Raw genomic sequence first — 15,223 nt, 5'->3', positions numbered from 1 at the left:
TTTTTTAGGAGGATTTATAATTATGAGTTCAAAATTATTATTAACACCGGGGCCAACTAATATACCGGAAGAATATTTAGAAATTTTAGGAAATGACATTATTCATCATAGAACACCTGAATTTAGAAGAATTATGAAAGAAAACAACGAAAACTTGAAAAAAGTCTTCAAAACAGCAAATGATGTGGCTATTCTTACTTCATCTGGAACAGGCTCAATGGAAACTGCCATTGTAAACTTCTTCTCAAAAGGAGATAAGGTTTTAGCGATAAATACTGGATATTTTGGGGACAGATTTAGAAAAATTGCTGAAATTTATGGGTTAAATGTAATTAATTTACAATATGAATTTGGAGAAAGCTATAACTTGGACGATGTAAAGAAAGTGATTTCTGAAAATCCTGATTTGAAAGGAATTTTAGCAACTCATAGTGAAACTTCAGTTGGTATTTTAAACAATATAAAGGCACTTGGGGATTTAACAAAAAATACAGACATTCTATTAGTTGTGGATACAATTAGTGGACTTGTGGTAAATGAGTTTGATTTTGACGGTTGGCATATTGATGTGGCAATCGCTGGAAGCCAAAAGGCATTTTTGATACCACCGGGACTTGCGTTTGTTGCTATAAGCGACAAAGCAAAAAAAGCCATGGAAACATCTGACTTGCCAAAATATTATTTTGACTTGAAACAATACAAAAAATACTTTGAAGCCAGCGGAGAAACACCATACACTCCAGCAATCGCTTTAATTCTGGCATTGAACCAATCACTAAAAGACTTGGTAAAAAACGGAATTGAAAGTACAATTAAGCAAAAACACGATTTAAGAAAATATGTTGAAGAAAAAGCACAAAAATTAGGATTTGAACTTTTAGTAAAAAATGAAGAAAATAGAACAAATACATTAATTTCAGTATACAGGGAAGGAATTGTAATAAAATCAGTTATTGCTGCACTTGAGGAAAAGGGATACACTGTTACAGGCGGAAAAGGAAAATATGCCGAAAGTCTTATGAGAATTGGGATTTTAGGGCAAATTTCCAAAGAACAGATTGATGACTTCTTTGTAATTTTTGAAGAAGAAGTAAAAAAACAATTATAAATTTTACAAAAAAATAGAAGACATATAGGAGCTGTTTTAAAGTATTTTTATTATTTAAATTTTCAAAAATTAAACTAGTTTAACTTAACAGTTCCTATTGCAAAATATTGAAAAGGAGCGTAAATGAAACCATATTTATTTAAAATTGGAGGTTTTGAACTTAGAATTTATAGTTTAATGTATATTTTAGCCTTTCTTTTTGGAATGTTTATCGCACTTGCCGACGATGTTGCCGAAAAAAGAGGGGTTGATGATAGAAAAATTATTGAAGATTTTGCATTTACAACAATTCTGGCTGGATTAATTGGAGCAAGACTTTATTATGTTATTTTCAAATTTTCAGATTATATAGGAAACCCTTTGTCGATTTTTTATATCTGGGAAGGTGGACTTGCGATTCATGGTGGAATTATTGGTGCATTTATAGGATCATATCTGTATGCCAGAAAAAATAAACGGAGTTTATGGGTACTTACAGATATGGCTGTCGGGCCTTTACTATTTGGGCAATTCTTAGGAAGATTTGGAAATCTGGCAAATGGAGAAGTACACGGTGTGCCAACATTTACGCCGCTTAGTGTAATTTTTTCAGGAACATTCACTAAATGGTGGGCAGAATATCAGGCAATGAGTATTGCTGCAAAAGCCCAGTTTAAACAACTCGTACCTTGGGGAATAAGTTTTCCGTTAGATACACCTGCTGGTTCAGAATTTCCAAATTTACCACTACATCCGGCTATGCTTTATGAAGCATTTTTAAATTTGATTGGATTTATAATTCTTTGGTTCTACTTTAGAAAAAAAGAGTATAATCCTGGTGTTTTATCAATGATTTATTTAATTATGTACGCAATTATCAGAATGTTTGTAAGTACATTCAGGGCGGAAGATTTATTAATTTTCGGAATAAGACTTCCATATTTGATAAGTATAGCTATGATTATTATCGCTATTATCGGAATAAAATACTTTAGCAGTCCAAATAGAAAATTTGTGCCTGTTGAAGTTAAAAAAGAAGAAAAAAATAAAAGCAATGATTCAGCTGAATAACCTGATACTAAACCCCATTAGAAACTAGAAATTAAAATTTCTAGTTAAAATAGTATGAAATTCAAAATTTATTAAATATTCGCTATTTAAATAGGAAATAGTATAAAATATAACCACTATAATTTAAAAATTTACATACAAAAAAACTGTCAAATTCATTATTAGAACGTGACAGTTTTTTATTACTTCTCTTTTTTAGCTTTTTCATCTTTATTTTCAACATGCCTTTTACCACGGTTATCAACTAATGCGTCAACTCCGCCTTTTTCATATTTTTTTACCCATGAATAAATTTGCTGATATGAAACGCCAAATTTTTTGATTGTTAAATTGTAATCATAATTGTTTTTCTGACAAAAAACTACAGCTTCAACTTTTGCATCAATAGATTTTCTTATATGTTTTTTTACTACTGTATAATTTCCATTTGCATCCATACTTCTTCTATAATCTCTAATCCAGTAATTTAGTACACTTACAGAAGCAATATCGTATTTTTTACAAATGTCAAATAGTGAGCCTTCGTTACTTAAATAGCTTTTAATGGCTTTTTCCTTGATTTCACGGCTATAACGTCTATTTTTATCACCAACCATTATACTTTCTTCACCAATTTCAACATATTTCTTTTTCCAAGTCATTAACGAAGATTTTGCAATGTCATATTCCTTTGCCAAACTTTTAATGCTTGCTTCTCCTGATAATACCCGTTTTACGAGCTCAATTTTTAGTTCATTAGATATTTTCGATTTTCTTCCCATTAAATTACCCTTTCTTAAAATAAAATATATATTCTTTACTTTTATAATATAATAACCTGCTTAACCCTTTTCAAACATTTTAAATACACTTATTTAGATTAAATAATACACAGCAAAAAAGTGAAAAGCACTTCCTAAAATAACAAAAATATGCCAAATCATATGATTAAACTTACATATTTTCCATGAATAAAAAATTGTTCCAAGCGAGTACAGAACACCCCCTAAAATTAAATAAATTAATGAAATCTGATTTATATTGTGTATCAAATCATTCCAGGCAAATACAATCATCCATCCCATTATTAAATATAGCAACGTAGAAAATAACTTAAATTTTCCAGTAAAAAATGCTTTAAATATAATTCCTAAGAAACACACTATCCATTGGATTACCAATATGATTTTATTCATTGGTGAATTAACTACCAGATATAGAAAAGGTGTATAGGATGCCGCAATTAAAATGTATATTGCAGAATGATCAAAAATTTCAAAAATCATTTTAGCTGTTCCCGGCTTTAACCCATGATATATTGCAGACATTGTATACAAAACTACCAATCCAAATCCAAATGCCATAAATGATATGATTGTTCCAGTATCCTGCCTCCAGCTCGCACGTATTGTTAATGCAATGAAAGCGACAACAGCAAGTCCAGCACCAACAGTATGGCTTACAAAATTGGCAATTTCTTCACCACGAGAAAAATTTTCTGCTTTTTTGTGTATTTCTGACAATGTATTAGTGCTTTTATTCTTAGTTTTTTTATTCATATTTTTCCTTTCAGATACAAAGATATTTTTTGTATTTAAATACATGATTTTAACAAAATTATCCTTTAAATAGCCAATTATTTAGACTTATATGAATATAAAATCAATTTAAAATACTAGCTTTATATTATAATAATACCATATAAATTTTAATAGTGTATTTTTTTTCGCTTATAAAATAGTTTTTTTTTCCTATCAAATTATAATTATTTAATTTTCAATCTGAAATATACCATCTGTTATATTGCATAATTATTATAACAGTTATTTTAATTATAATCAACCTAAAATAGCAATTATAATTAAATTTTTTTAATTAAAATGGCATAATTACTCGATATATTCAAAATTAAACCAAAAAATTTAAATATAATATATATTCAAATTCCCTTATTGTCGTGCAATTAAGACAGCTTCTCCATTTCACAAATAAAATTTGACACAAAAATATTTTTATAGTAGAATAATTTTATTAACTAAATAATATAGAAAGAAGGAAAAAATATGTTAAAATACCTTATTGATGGCGGAATATTTATGTGGGTAATTTTACTTGCCTCAATATCTGGACTTGCCGTTATTATTGAAAAAATGTATACTTTTTTATCAAAAGAAAAAAAATTGTCAGAAAATGAGAAAAATCAGCTTTATAAAGCACTTAGAACTGGAAAGAAGGAAGAAATTTTAAAACTTTGCAAAGATAAGACTGATTCAGTTTCAAAAAGTGTGACAAAAATCGTTTCCAATATGGATATTAACTTCGCTAAACTTGATAATTCACATAGACAAGTTATAGAAGGGATTATTAGTGAAAGTATTCTGGAACAGACTACTGAACTTGAAAAAGGTATGAGTCTATTGGGAACAGTTGTAAATGCAGCTCCTCAGCTGGGGCTTCTGGGAACTGTTACAGGAATGATTACAGCTTTTTCAGCTCTTACCCGAAATGGAACTAGCACGGCGAAAATAGTCGCTGGCGGAATTTCAGAAGCACTTTACACAACTGCATTTGGATTAATAGTTGCGATACCTGCATTAGTCTTTTATAATTATTTTAATAGACGAATTGATGTTATTGTGGCAGAGATGGAAAGAGCGGCATTACAGTTTTTAAGCAGAGTAAAAGATTGATTTTTTAAAAGTGTTAATCAAAACTAGGCAATTGTAAAAATAAAAAATTACAAAAACTTAATAACAACAATATCTATACAGTAAAGGAAGAAATCTTTGACAAAAACTGTATTAATAAGTTTTATAAACTTTTACAAATGAATATAATAAAAAAATTTTAGGAGAAAAATATGAAATTTTCTAACAGACGAAAACGTCAAAATGTGGATATATCAATGTTAAACTTAATTGATGTAATTTTTATGCTGCTAATATTTTTTATGCTTGCAACTACATTTAACAATTATTCCCAATTTCAGCTGTCAGTTCCCAAAACATCAGCACAGCTTGAAAAAAAGGAAGATACAAAAATAGAAGTAATCGTAAATAAAGATAAAAAATACTTTTTAAAAATAGACGACAAAACTAGGGAACTTTCCCAAAATGAAATAGCTTCTGAATTTTCAAAATTGCCAAAGGAAGCATTAAAAAATATAACTTTAACTGCCGATGAGCATTTGGAATATAGGGACATTGTGGACACGATGAGTATTTTAAAAAATATGAATATAGAAAATATAAGTTTAAATATTCAAAATAAAAATTAAAACTATATAAAATTAGATATTTAAAGAAAACGAATGAAGGTGAAAAATGAAATATTACATAATTTCAGCTGCAATAAACTTAGGAATACTCCTTATTCCAATTGCAACTCCAGTTTTAAAACAGAAACTTGAAGAAAAAAAAGAAAAACAGACTATTGTCGTTGACTTAAAAAATAGTATTTTAGAAGAAAATAAGACAAAAAGCACAGTTAATACGGATAACGATGAGGAAAGTAACGGAACGGCTGGTTTACAGAAGGGGAATCCACAAAATAAAAACAATACAAATTCCAAAGTTCACAACACAGAGCCAGACAAACCTAAAAATCAAAAACAGCCCGAACTTCCACCATCACAACCAATACAGCCAAAACAACCACAACAACCAGCACCACAACCTCCCAAAGTACCTCAAAACACCATACCAAAAGAACAACCAAAACCTACATCACACCCAATTATCCCCCCAGTTACCTCCACCCCTAAAAATGCTACACAACCAGTAATTTCACAATCCACAGGAAATTCTGCCAGTACAAAACCAGTACAAAACACCATAACTGCTTCAAACTCCACTATTTCCAATAATTCTGGACATAAAAACACTCTCTCAAATTCAGGAATTTCACATGGAAACAAAAATGGAAATACTGCTAACGGAAACTCTACAAGTAACAAAAACGGAAATGGAACAGGAACAAGCGGAAATTCAACTAGTTCTGGAAATGGAAATGATAAAAAGTCTGGAAGTACACGGGGAGGTGGATGTCATGAAGGTACTGATTTTTCAGTTTCATACAGAGAAACATTGGAAATGCCACAAGGCAGTCAACGTTTAAACAGAGAATTTAATGTTGTTGTAAATGTTACAGTAAAATTTACTAGAGGTGGCGGCATCTCAGTAATTTCAGCTTCAGGAGCAAGTTCTATTTTTCTAAATGAAGCCAAAAAAGCCGCTAAAGGAATAAGAATAAACTTCAAAACTAACAATTGCTCATCTGGAGTAATAACAAAACCATTTAGATTTAGAAAAACTCACTAAATATATTTCAAGCAAAATTTCGTTAGAAGAAAAATAGCTGTTTGAGCTTTTGAAATAAACTTTAAGTTAAATAAAATTAATTGGATTAAAATAATTTGTATTCAAAAGCGAGTCCTATTTTTCTTTTATAAGAAAGTTTTGCGTCAAGCCAGAGTGCAGAGGTATGGCGTTTGATACCTCTGCGTTAAAAAAGCTAATATAACTAAAATTTAAGGAAAAATAAGCATTGATTGAAATCTTTTAGAAAAAATAAATAGAAAAAATTTTGAATTTGTGTTACACTTTAAAAGTAAAAAAATTTTAATAAAAAAGAGGAAAAAACATGGAAAAAAGAACTGAAAAATTATCAAGAATTTTAAATGAACTGAATATTGATGGATTGTTTATTACAGATTTGTATAATCTTCGATATTTTACTGGGTTTACTGGAACAACTGGAGTTGCTCTTGCGACAAAAAATGGGAATTTTTTCTTTTCGGATTTTAGATACAAGACGCAAGCGACTAAACAAGTTAGTGAAATGGGATTTGAATTTGTAGAAGTTTCACGTGGTTCGCTTCAGACAGTTGGAGAATACATAAAGAAATTTGGGCTAAAAAATGTGGGATTTGAAGATGTGAATGTGTCATTTTCTCTTTATCAAACGATAAAAGACATTTTCAAAGTGGAATTAGTGCCAGTCGGAAATAAACTTGTGATGGAAAGAATGGTAAAATCGGAAGAAGAAATTGCACTTATTAAAAAGGCTGTAGAAATTAGTGATGTGGCATTTTCAGAGGCTTTAAAAATTATAAAGGAAGGTGTTTCTGAAAAGGAAGTTTCTTCATACATGGAATATATTCAAAGAAAACTAGGAGCTGATGATCGTTCATTTACGACAATTTTAGCCAGCGGGTATCGTTCAGCTATGCCACACGGGGTGGCTTCTGATAAAAAGATTCAAAAGGAAGAATTTATTACAATGGATTTTGGAGCATATTATGAGGGTTATGTGTCTGATATGACAAGAACTGTTTATTATGGTGACAACATTACTGATAGACACGTAGAAATTTATAATACCGTCCTGGAAGCACAAATATTGGGTGCAAATACTATAAAAGAAGGCATTATGTCAGATGATGTTGACAAAGTTGTCAGAAATTTCTTGACTGAAAAAGGATATGGCGAATATTTTGGACACGGATTAGGACACGGAATTGGTGCCGAAATTCATGAATTGCCTTACTTATCAAGCGCTTCACACATTGAACTAAAAGAAAATATGGTTGTAACTTCTGAACCAGGACTTTATTTTGACGGATGGGGAGGAGTTAGAATTGAAGATGACGTTGTAGTTAAAAAAGATGGTAGAGAAATATTAAATAAAAGTAATAAGGAATTAATTATTTTACACTAAATATTATAAAATTAATTATAAAAATAGGGAATGTCCCATAAATTGAGGCACTCCCTTGTTTTTTTAAAAGTACATTTTTTTAAATAATGTTGGACACACTTCTTTCATACTGTTTGGAAATTGTGCACACCAGTGAAATATTATTTTTGGATATTTTTTATTAATATATCCTATTTTTCTTTTATAGTTATTCAACTTTTTATTATAATCGTCAATGAAATCATCTTGAAAAATAGTTTTGCTATTAATTTTGTAGCTTTTCTTGCTTAAAATATTGTGTGAGCAGTTTTTTCTGGAAAAGGCATAGGCTGGGATAAAAGCAAAGTTTTCATTTTCAAAATAATTTGTCATAAATTTCGCTTCAAAAGATATGTTTATATATTTTGATAAATTATCCTGATTTTTTATAATTGAATGATATATTTTTTCTCCCTGCGAAATCAACCATAGCCTAAAAAAATCAAAACTCCAGCTTGCTGTGTCACCGTTTACAAGATACGAGGCACACCACAACTTTTCATTGTAACTTTCACGCATTAATTCAAATGTAATTATTTCAAAATCAAAAATTTCCTCATCTGTTTTTTTTGACAGAATATCTATTAAATAGTCTACAAACTCATTATTATTTTTAGCTTTTTTATGCGATATGGAAATGTATTTCCAAAACTCTTCACGTTTCATTTTAAGTTTTGTAGCAAGATTTCTTATAGACATCTTTGTCACACCTCTTTTCTTTTCGAACTTTTATATTTCCCCATATTTTATTAATTATTTTTATAAAAATTTATTTTAAATCCATCTTATAAATTCCGTCTAATTTTTATTAATCTGACTCTAAACACTTTCAGGCATATTCAAACTTTGAGTAATAAATGCAATAAATACAGCTGTAATCTTATTATCTCGTTTATTTCTAAAAAACAGCCCTCCATCAGAATACGAAGCATCATTTTTCCTAAATTTATCTGTACTTCCCTGATTCATATGAATATCGTGCAAACCTTTCCCATTCGCATAAAGCCTTCCAAACGCAATCACTTCATAATCATCATTATTCATAGCCTGCACAACATTCTTTTCAATAATCCCAGTCAAGTAAATACTTGTTACATCAAAGCCCTTCATCTGTACCATTTTTTCATGTGGAAAAAGTTTCATTCTAATATAATCCAGATATAAATCCTTGTGACATTCTGTAATCCCATTTTTTTGCAACAGCATTTTACAGACAATTCTCTTTCGGCAATTATAATTCTCATTATAATAAACCTTCAAATTGGAAGAAACAATTTCATTCATCTTCTCATAAATACTCCCGATATTAACCGCCAAATCAAATCTTTTCCCCTCACTATCCATCGCCACAATATGATAATGTGCCCTTTTATCAAAGTCGTACCATTTATCTATAACTTTTCCTCGAAATATCACATATTTTTCCATATTTTCCTCTATTTTAAAATGATATTATTATATATTTAATCTCTCATTATAAGTATAACATATTTTTTACGAAAGAAAAGGGATTGAAAATTTTATTAAAAAAATTTTTTAAAATTATAAATAAAAAAATAACCGCTATTTTTACAACAACGATTATAAAAAAATGATTCCGTAAATAAATTTATATTAAATACAATAATCAATGTTACTGATATAAAGTTTATTTTTTTGATATTTTCATCCTTTCTTTGTTTAATCAAATCTTCCCGTTTCATAATCTTACCAACAACATTTAAAATTTATTCAATAGTTTAATATCTAAATATTTATTACCAATCTTTAGTTAATTCTAAATAAAAATTTAGTTTTTCATTATTATACTCCTCTGTTGTTCCCTGCCAGTTAGAACTTACTGAATATACTAAAATTTGTTTATCTATCTGTTTCAAAAATAAATTACCGTATCCTTTCTTGGCTTTAACCAAATATGTATTCTCCTTTAGTTTTATTAAATCGTTTTTATTTTTTATTATATCCTCTATTTTATAATTCCTTCTTATTCCCAATAACAAAGCTGTTTTTTTGCTTTGATTATATAAGATGTATTCAGGAACTTCAAGAGTTACATTTTTTGAACCAATAAAAATATTAGGAAAATCTTCATCATTTTTTTGCTTAAATTTATTGTATTTAACTAATTCATATCCTTCAGGAATATAAATTTTTTTATTAGTTCCCTCTATTTCTACTCTCACTCGTTTATTTAAAGACATTTTTGTATCATCATAAAAATATTTAGGATTGGGTTGAAAAAGTTGATGTTCTGAAATATAGGATTGTGCAGCAATTCCTAATGTCAAACAAGAATTTAAACAAAGCATGCTTAATAAACATAATATCAATAATCTTAATTTTTTCATCTTAATTACCTACCCTTTCTCTCAATTTTTTTAACTGTTCATTTATATCTTGAGATTTTTCTTTGTTTATTTCTTGATAAATCATTATTCAACTGTTCTGTTAATGCATCATCTCTTGCCTTAAATAGTTTTTCATCCTTATTTTTTCCATAATCTGGATTTACTCTTGGAACATTCATAAGCATATCTTTTACATTGTCCTTTCTTTGTTTAATCAAATCTTCCTGTTTCATAATCTTACCAACAACATTTAAAATTTATTCAATAGTTTAATATCTAAATATTTATTACCAATCTTTAGTTAATTCAAGATAAGCTTTTAACATTTCTTCATTTTGTTTTTCTGTTACTGCCATAGCACTAGAAAATACTGAATAAACTAAAATGTTATCGTTTATTTGTTTTAAAAATGCATCTCCATATCCTTTTCTAGCTTTAACCACATACGTATTTTCTTTTAGTTTTATTAATTCATTCAAATTTTCAGTAACATTTGATACTTTATAGTTTTTACGTATTCCTAATGGAAAAGAACTTTTAGTTTTTTTATTATATAAAATATACTCAGGAGTTAAAAATGTTAAACTTATTGAACCAAAAAAATGAGGAAATTTATCATCATACTTTTTTTGAATTTTTTCATTATATTCTATCAATTCGTATCCTTCTGGTATATATATATATTTATTAGTTTCTGGTATTTTTACTTTTATTTTATTATTTAAAGATATATCTTCCACTCTTTCACGAAAGAGATTATTTGAACTCTTAGCAAGTCCATGATCCATGACAAAAGATGATACAGTAAAACAAGAATTTAAACAGAAAATACTTAATAAACATAATATCAACAATTTCAATTTTTTCATTTTAATTACCTACTCTTTCTCTCAATTTCTTTAACTGTTCATTTATATTTCGAGATTTTTCTCTATATTTTTTTATTATATCATATTTTTACTTATTCGTACATTCTAGCCTTTAATTTTTCAAATCTTTCATTGTGTGTTTATTTTTTAATGTCGTGTGAAACAATTCTATACAGGCATTAAATAATTCCCTTTTCTACTGTTAAAAGTGCTCATTCCTTTTGCCACACAACTTCTTAAATTTCGCAATTTCATAAAAAGAGCCACAAACCACTATCGCCTTATACCGACTATTCTTTTCCAAAATCATTTCTTTTGCCTGATTATAGGCATCCAAAATATTATCTTCAAAAATTATATTATTTGTCAAAATATTTGCATTTTCCAGATTTTTCTTTATTTCATTGGCAGAAAGTCCGTAAGTAACGTCTTTTAAAGACGTTATAAAAATTTTGTAATTTTTTTCCAAAATTTTCTCAAAAATATTTGCAATGTCCTTTGTTCCAAGTATCGAAAGAATAAAAATTACTTCATCATTTTTAAAAAGTTCATTCAAATTTTCTACAAGAACTCGTACAGAATCATCATTATGAGCCACATCCAGTATTGTAGCTGGATTTTGTGAAAAAATCTCAAACCGCCCAGCCAGCGAAATTTCATCAAGCCCTTTCTGAATAATTTCATCGCCGATACCATAAATTTTAGCAATTTCATAAGCAATCAAAAAATTATTTGCCTGAAATTTTCCAAAAAGTGGCAATATAAATGTTTTTTCCAAACTATGTTTATTTTTTTTATCTTCAATATTTTCAGATTCGTCTAAATTTTCATTTTTCAAAATCTTCACAATTGTCTTATAATTTTGTGTATCCAGTTCGACTTGTAAATTCTCATACTTTTTCAAGACATTTACCGAATTATCAGTTTCCTTTTTTACAGCATTCTCCAATTCGACTAAATTTTGGGCATAAATGCACAGCTGTCCGTCCTTTATAATCCCAGTTTTCCTGTCTGCAATTTTCTCAAGTGAATTTCCCAAAAGACTGACGTGATCAAAACTCACATTTGTTATAACCGCAATTGTCGAATTTACAACATTTGTAGCGTCATATCTTCCACCAAGACCAGTTTCCAGAAATATAAAGTCAGGATTTTTTGCCTCAAAATAAAGTAGAGCCATAAAAGTTGTTATCTCAAAAAAATTTATCTGTAACAAGTTTTTTTCCAAAATATCCATAACAATTTCATAATATGTCACAACATCCTCATCAGAAATCATTTCTTTATCTACTAAAATTCTCTCATTAAACCGTAAAATATGTGGCGAAGTAAACTTTGCAACAGAATATCCCGCTGCAAAAAAAATCCCCTCTAAAAATGTAGCTGTCGAACCTTTCCCATTCGTTCCTGCAATATGAATAATCTTCTTATTTTTACACGGCTCTCCCAGCAACTCATAAATTTTTTTCAGTTTTTCATTATTTTGATTTAAAGATTCATTAGTTATTCTCTTATCAATCATTCTCATATTAAAAATTTTTTGCAGAACTTCATCTATTTTCATTATCTAATTTTCCCTTTCACTCTAGCATTATACCTCATAAAAAAATAAAATCTTTTTAACAACGAGAAGAATTCTCTCTTATAAAATAACGTATAATTGAAAATTTATAATAAATTTTCTTAAATTTAGGTAAACAAAAAGACACCAATACAAGTGCCTTTTTATAAATAATTATTTTTTCTTAGTTTCTTGGAATTTTTCCCATACCCCTGCTTTTGTCAAAATGCTTCTAACAGTTTCTGTTGGCTGAGCTCCGTTTGATAAGTATTTTAAGATTTCTTCCTCTTTTAATACTACTTGTTTTCCTTCTTCAGCAAGTGGATTGAATGTTCCCAAGTAAGCAACTGCTTTTCCATCTCTTCTTGATAAAGCCTCCATAGCCGCTATTCTATAAAAAGGAACTTTTTTTCTTCCTAATCTAGTTAATCTTAATTTTAACATTAAATTTTACCTCCATTTATTTAATAACTTGAAAATTTATTATTCTAAGTATGTTATGATTATACTAAAATTTTCAAAAGTTGTCAAGTTTTTTTTCTTGACTTTAATTTGTAGTGTATTGTCAAGTAAGGTGTAACAAAAAATAAAATTCTCATTTTTCTTTAATCTTTTTATGCTAATATTAATTTATCAAATAAAAATCTATTTTCCTTTCCAACATAACTCAAATTTTATAAAGTTCTACTTAAGTTATTAAATACTATTTTCAGAAAGTGTGGTGCATTAATATGAATACAAATAAATTAAAAAAAATATTACTAGGATTAACGGCAATTGCTATAATCGGGTGCAGCAGTGGTGGAAGCAGTTCATCAGGCTCATCATCAAATTTTACTCCCTCAGGAAGCGGAAGTGGGAGTAATAGTGCAGGTGGAACAGGTTCAAGCAGTTCTTCGGGATCTTCATCAAATTATTACTATAAAGAAACATATTCAGATACCTATTACAATGGAACAGGTGTAAAAATAGGAATTGTTGATATAGGTTTTAACAATAGTTATTTATCAAATAAATATTCAAGTCAGTTTAAAAAAAATTTTTCAGAAATTGATATACATGGAACATCAACTTCCAATGATGAACGTGGATGGATAGTTTCTCAATTAATTCGTAAATATGCTAAAAATACTTCATTGATTGTTAGTGATTTAGGAGTCCAAAAAAATGGACTAACATATATAAACGGATATGATCTTCATAATATTTATTCTGAATTGAATAAAAAAAATATCAATATTTATGCACAATCTTGGGGAAATCAAGGTTTGTATGGATATATAGATTATTCTACACATAAATATTTTGAATCCGCTATAAAAAATGGAGCTTTATTCGTATGGTCCGCTGGAAATAACGAATATTCCGTAAGTGATTTGGCAAAAATGCCATACACTTATCCAGAACTTGAAAAAGGCTGGATAAATGTAGTTGGACTGGATGAAAACACTGCTATGGCAAAAGCTGGAAATGCAAAAAACTGGACAATTTCATCAAATGGAAAATATAAATTAAATGACGGAACAATTATTAAAGGTTCAGGTTATGCAATTCCTGCCGTTGTAGCAACAGCTGCACGAATAAAAGAGAAATATCCTTTTATGGATGGAAATTTGATTCGTCAAACAATTTTATCAACAGCAACAGATATTGGTGCCACTGGCGTTGATTCTACTTACGGATGGGGAAAATTAAATGTCCAGAAGGCATTAAAAGGGCCTGCCAGATTTGATAAAAGATTAGCACTTGCTGATAACGTAACTGTGAATATTCCACGTGGAGCTTATATTTTTTCCAATAATATTTCAGGAGAGGCAGGACTGATAAAAGATGGCTCAGGAACACTAATTCTGTCAGGTTCCAATTCCTATTCTGGTTCTACCAAGATAAAAAATGGAACTTTGGAACTATATAGCACAAACACTTCAAATATCACAATAAAATCTCCTGGAACCTTAGTTCTGACTCCAACAACAGTAATTGGAACCACTTCCTATCCAAAAGATGTTAAAAATGAAGGTGGAACTTTAGAAAATAGAGGTTCTGGAGCAGTTATAACTGGAAACTATGAAGCAACCGCAGGTTCTGTAACAAAAGCTCAAATAGGATCAAAACTTATAGTAAAAGGAACTGTAAACTTAAATGGTGGTAATGCAACTTTACAGACATTAAGCAATGGAAGATATATTACTGCAAAACCTTTGTCTTCAACTGTAATTGAAGCGGAAAAAGGAATTAATGGAAGTTTTGATAAGGTGGAAACTCCTGAATTGATAAATGGGGCTGTGGAAACTGTCGATAATAAGGTAAATGTAAAATTAAGCAGAAAAAATATGGTGGATTATGTAGAAAAAATTGCAGAATCTGATGAAATGCAAAAAACTACTGCCGAAAACTTGGAAACTGCATTCCAAAAGTTAGATCAAAACATTGAAAATGGAACTGCTGGAAATGTCGCCCAATTTGAAAGAAAAGCTGCCAAACTTCAGGCACTTACTTCTTCAAACAGGGCAGCAGTTTTGGACAGTCTATCTGGACAAATTTACGCTTCTGCACAGGCACTTACATTCCA

16 protein-coding genes are annotated in these 15,223 nt (G+C 29.1%); 7 read left to right on the top strand and 9 right to left on the bottom strand.

Annotation, left to right across the window (positions count from 1 at the left end; translation table 11 throughout):
• The first annotated feature begins 22 nt into the window (after nt 1-22).
• Both K324_RS0112660 and lgt read left to right on the top strand, forming a co-directional pair.
• A complete protein-coding gene (locus K324_RS0112660; RefSeq protein ID WP_026749460.1) occupies nt 23-1,108 on the top strand; it encodes a pyridoxal-phosphate-dependent aminotransferase family protein in 1,086 nt (361 codons plus the stop codon).
• A gap of 123 nt (nt 1,109-1,231) precedes the next feature.
• Nucleotides 1,232-2,158, top strand: a complete 927-nt coding sequence (gene lgt, locus K324_RS0112655) for a prolipoprotein diacylglyceryl transferase (RefSeq protein ID WP_026749459.1) — start codon at nt 1,232-1,234, stop codon at nt 2,156-2,158.
• Between the two features lie 182 nt (nt 2,159-2,340).
• On the opposite strand, the gene K324_RS0112650 is transcribed toward lgt, so the two are convergent.
• A complete protein-coding gene (locus tag K324_RS0112650; protein WP_026749458.1) occupies nt 2,341-2,919 on the bottom strand; it encodes a helix-turn-helix domain-containing protein in 579 nt (192 codons plus the stop codon).
• A gap of 93 nt (nt 2,920-3,012) precedes the next feature.
• Nucleotides 3,013-3,696: a PAQR family membrane homeostasis protein TrhA gene (gene trhA / locus K324_RS0112645; RefSeq protein ID WP_026749457.1), complete on the bottom strand. Its 684-nt coding sequence runs from the start codon at nt 3,694-3,696 to the stop codon at nt 3,013-3,015.
• A gap of 504 nt (nt 3,697-4,200) precedes the next feature.
• Between trhA and K324_RS0112640 the strand changes: the two genes are divergently transcribed.
• The 4 genes from K324_RS0112640 to K324_RS0112625 all read left to right on the top strand — a co-directional run bounded on the left by K324_RS0112640 (nt 4,201) and on the right by K324_RS0112625 (nt 7,855).
• Nucleotides 4,201-4,827 carry a MotA/TolQ/ExbB proton channel family protein gene (locus tag K324_RS0112640; RefSeq protein WP_026749456.1) on the top strand — a complete coding sequence of 209 codons (627 nt, stop codon included), beginning with the start codon at nt 4,201-4,203 and terminating at the stop codon, nt 4,825-4,827.
• 170 nt (nt 4,828-4,997) lie between these two features.
• Nucleotides 4,998-5,414, top strand: coding sequence for an ExbD/TolR family protein (locus tag K324_RS0112635; RefSeq protein ID WP_026749455.1), 417 nt, complete (start codon nt 4,998-5,000; stop codon nt 5,412-5,414).
• Nucleotides 5,415-5,460: 46 nt separating this feature from the next.
• Nucleotides 5,461-6,456, top strand: a complete 996-nt coding sequence (locus tag K324_RS0112630; RefSeq protein ID WP_026749454.1) for an energy transducer TonB — start codon at nt 5,461-5,463, stop codon at nt 6,454-6,456.
• Between the two features lie 322 nt (nt 6,457-6,778).
• Entirely contained in the window at nt 6,779-7,855 is a 1,077-nt protein-coding gene (locus K324_RS0112625; protein ID WP_026749453.1) for a M24 family metallopeptidase, read from the top strand.
• A gap of 63 nt (nt 7,856-7,918) precedes the next feature.
• On the opposite strand, the gene K324_RS0112620 is transcribed toward K324_RS0112625, so the two are convergent.
• The 7 genes from K324_RS0112620 to rpsP all read right to left on the bottom strand — a co-directional run bounded on the left by K324_RS0112620 (nt 7,919) and on the right by rpsP (nt 13,095).
• Nucleotides 7,919-8,572 carry a DUF4240 domain-containing protein gene (locus K324_RS0112620; RefSeq protein ID WP_026749452.1) on the bottom strand — a complete coding sequence of 218 codons (654 nt, stop codon included), beginning with the start codon at nt 8,570-8,572 and terminating at the stop codon, nt 7,919-7,921.
• A gap of 120 nt (nt 8,573-8,692) precedes the next feature.
• Nucleotides 8,693-9,301, bottom strand: coding sequence for a DUF2278 family protein (locus tag K324_RS0112615; protein WP_026749451.1), 609 nt, complete (start codon nt 9,299-9,301; stop codon nt 8,693-8,695).
• 329 nt (nt 9,302-9,630) lie between these two features.
• Nucleotides 9,631-10,221 (bottom strand): hypothetical protein, encoded by a 591-nt coding sequence (locus K324_RS0112610; RefSeq protein WP_026749450.1) that lies wholly within the window; start codon nt 10,219-10,221, stop codon nt 9,631-9,633.
• A gap of 38 nt (nt 10,222-10,259) precedes the next feature.
• Nucleotides 10,260-10,454, bottom strand: coding sequence for a hypothetical protein (locus K324_RS0112605; protein ID WP_026749449.1), 195 nt, complete (start codon nt 10,452-10,454; stop codon nt 10,260-10,262).
• A 54-nt stretch (nt 10,455-10,508) separates the two neighbouring features.
• Complete coding sequence (locus tag K324_RS0112600; RefSeq protein WP_026749448.1) at nt 10,509-11,090, bottom strand: hypothetical protein; 582 nt, start codon at nt 11,088-11,090, stop codon at nt 10,509-10,511.
• A gap of 202 nt (nt 11,091-11,292) precedes the next feature.
• The gene (locus K324_RS0112595; protein ID WP_026749447.1) at nt 11,293-12,654 is read right to left on the bottom strand and encodes a bifunctional folylpolyglutamate synthase/dihydrofolate synthase; all 1,362 of its coding nucleotides are present in this window, start codon (nt 12,652-12,654) and stop codon (nt 11,293-11,295) included.
• A gap of 171 nt (nt 12,655-12,825) precedes the next feature.
• Nucleotides 12,826-13,095, bottom strand: a complete 270-nt coding sequence (gene rpsP, locus K324_RS0112590; RefSeq protein ID WP_026749446.1) for a 30S ribosomal protein S16 — start codon at nt 13,093-13,095, stop codon at nt 12,826-12,828.
• Nucleotides 13,096-13,382: 287 nt separating this feature from the next.
• Between rpsP and K324_RS16150 the strand changes: the two genes are divergently transcribed.
• The coding region (locus tag K324_RS16150) for a S8 family serine peptidase (protein ID WP_036095815.1) at nt 13,383-15,223 on the top strand (1,841 nt) is incomplete at its 3' end.

The organism is Leptotrichia trevisanii DSM 22070 (assembly GCF_000482505.1).
In the GTDB taxonomy this organism is placed as follows: domain Bacteria; phylum Fusobacteriota; class Fusobacteriia; order Fusobacteriales; family Leptotrichiaceae; genus Leptotrichia; species Leptotrichia trevisanii.
The sequence above is the reverse complement of the archived record's forward strand: the minus strand, read 5'-3'. Positions and strand labels throughout refer to the sequence as shown.

Coding starts and splice junctions, on each gene's coding strand:
- K324_RS0112660 (WP_026749460.1), top strand. CDS start 23: ATGAGTTCAAAATTATTATTAACACCGGGGCCAACTAATATACCGGAA.
- lgt (WP_026749459.1), top strand. CDS start 1,232: ATGAAACCATATTTATTTAAAATTGGAGGTTTTGAACTTAGAATTTAT.
- K324_RS0112650 (WP_026749458.1), bottom strand. CDS start 2,919: ATGGGAAGAAAATCGAAAATATCTAATGAACTAAAAATTGAGCTCGTA.
- trhA (WP_026749457.1), bottom strand. CDS start 3,696: ATGAATAAAAAAACTAAGAATAAAAGCACTAATACATTGTCAGAAATA.
- K324_RS0112640 (WP_026749456.1), top strand. CDS start 4,201: ATGTTAAAATACCTTATTGATGGCGGAATATTTATGTGGGTAATTTTA.
- K324_RS0112635 (WP_026749455.1), top strand. CDS start 4,998: ATGAAATTTTCTAACAGACGAAAACGTCAAAATGTGGATATATCAATG.
- K324_RS0112630 (WP_026749454.1), top strand. CDS start 5,461: ATGAAATATTACATAATTTCAGCTGCAATAAACTTAGGAATACTCCTT.
- K324_RS0112625 (WP_026749453.1), top strand. CDS start 6,779: ATGGAAAAAAGAACTGAAAAATTATCAAGAATTTTAAATGAACTGAAT.
- K324_RS0112620 (WP_026749452.1), bottom strand. CDS start 8,572: ATGTCTATAAGAAATCTTGCTACAAAACTTAAAATGAAACGTGAAGAG.
- K324_RS0112615 (WP_026749451.1), bottom strand. CDS start 9,301: ATGGAAAAATATGTGATATTTCGAGGAAAAGTTATAGATAAATGGTAC.
- K324_RS0112610 (WP_026749450.1), bottom strand. CDS start 10,221: ATGAAAAAATTAAGATTATTGATATTATGTTTATTAAGCATGCTTTGT.
- K324_RS0112605 (WP_026749449.1), bottom strand. CDS start 10,454: ATGAAACAGGAAGATTTGATTAAACAAAGAAAGGACAATGTAAAAGAT.
- K324_RS0112600 (WP_026749448.1), bottom strand. CDS start 11,090: ATGAAAAAATTGAAATTGTTGATATTATGTTTATTAAGTATTTTCTGT.
- K324_RS0112595 (WP_026749447.1), bottom strand. CDS start 12,654: ATGAAAATAGATGAAGTTCTGCAAAAAATTTTTAATATGAGAATGATT.
- rpsP (WP_026749446.1), bottom strand. CDS start 13,095: ATGTTAAAATTAAGATTAACTAGATTAGGAAGAAAAAAAGTTCCTTTT.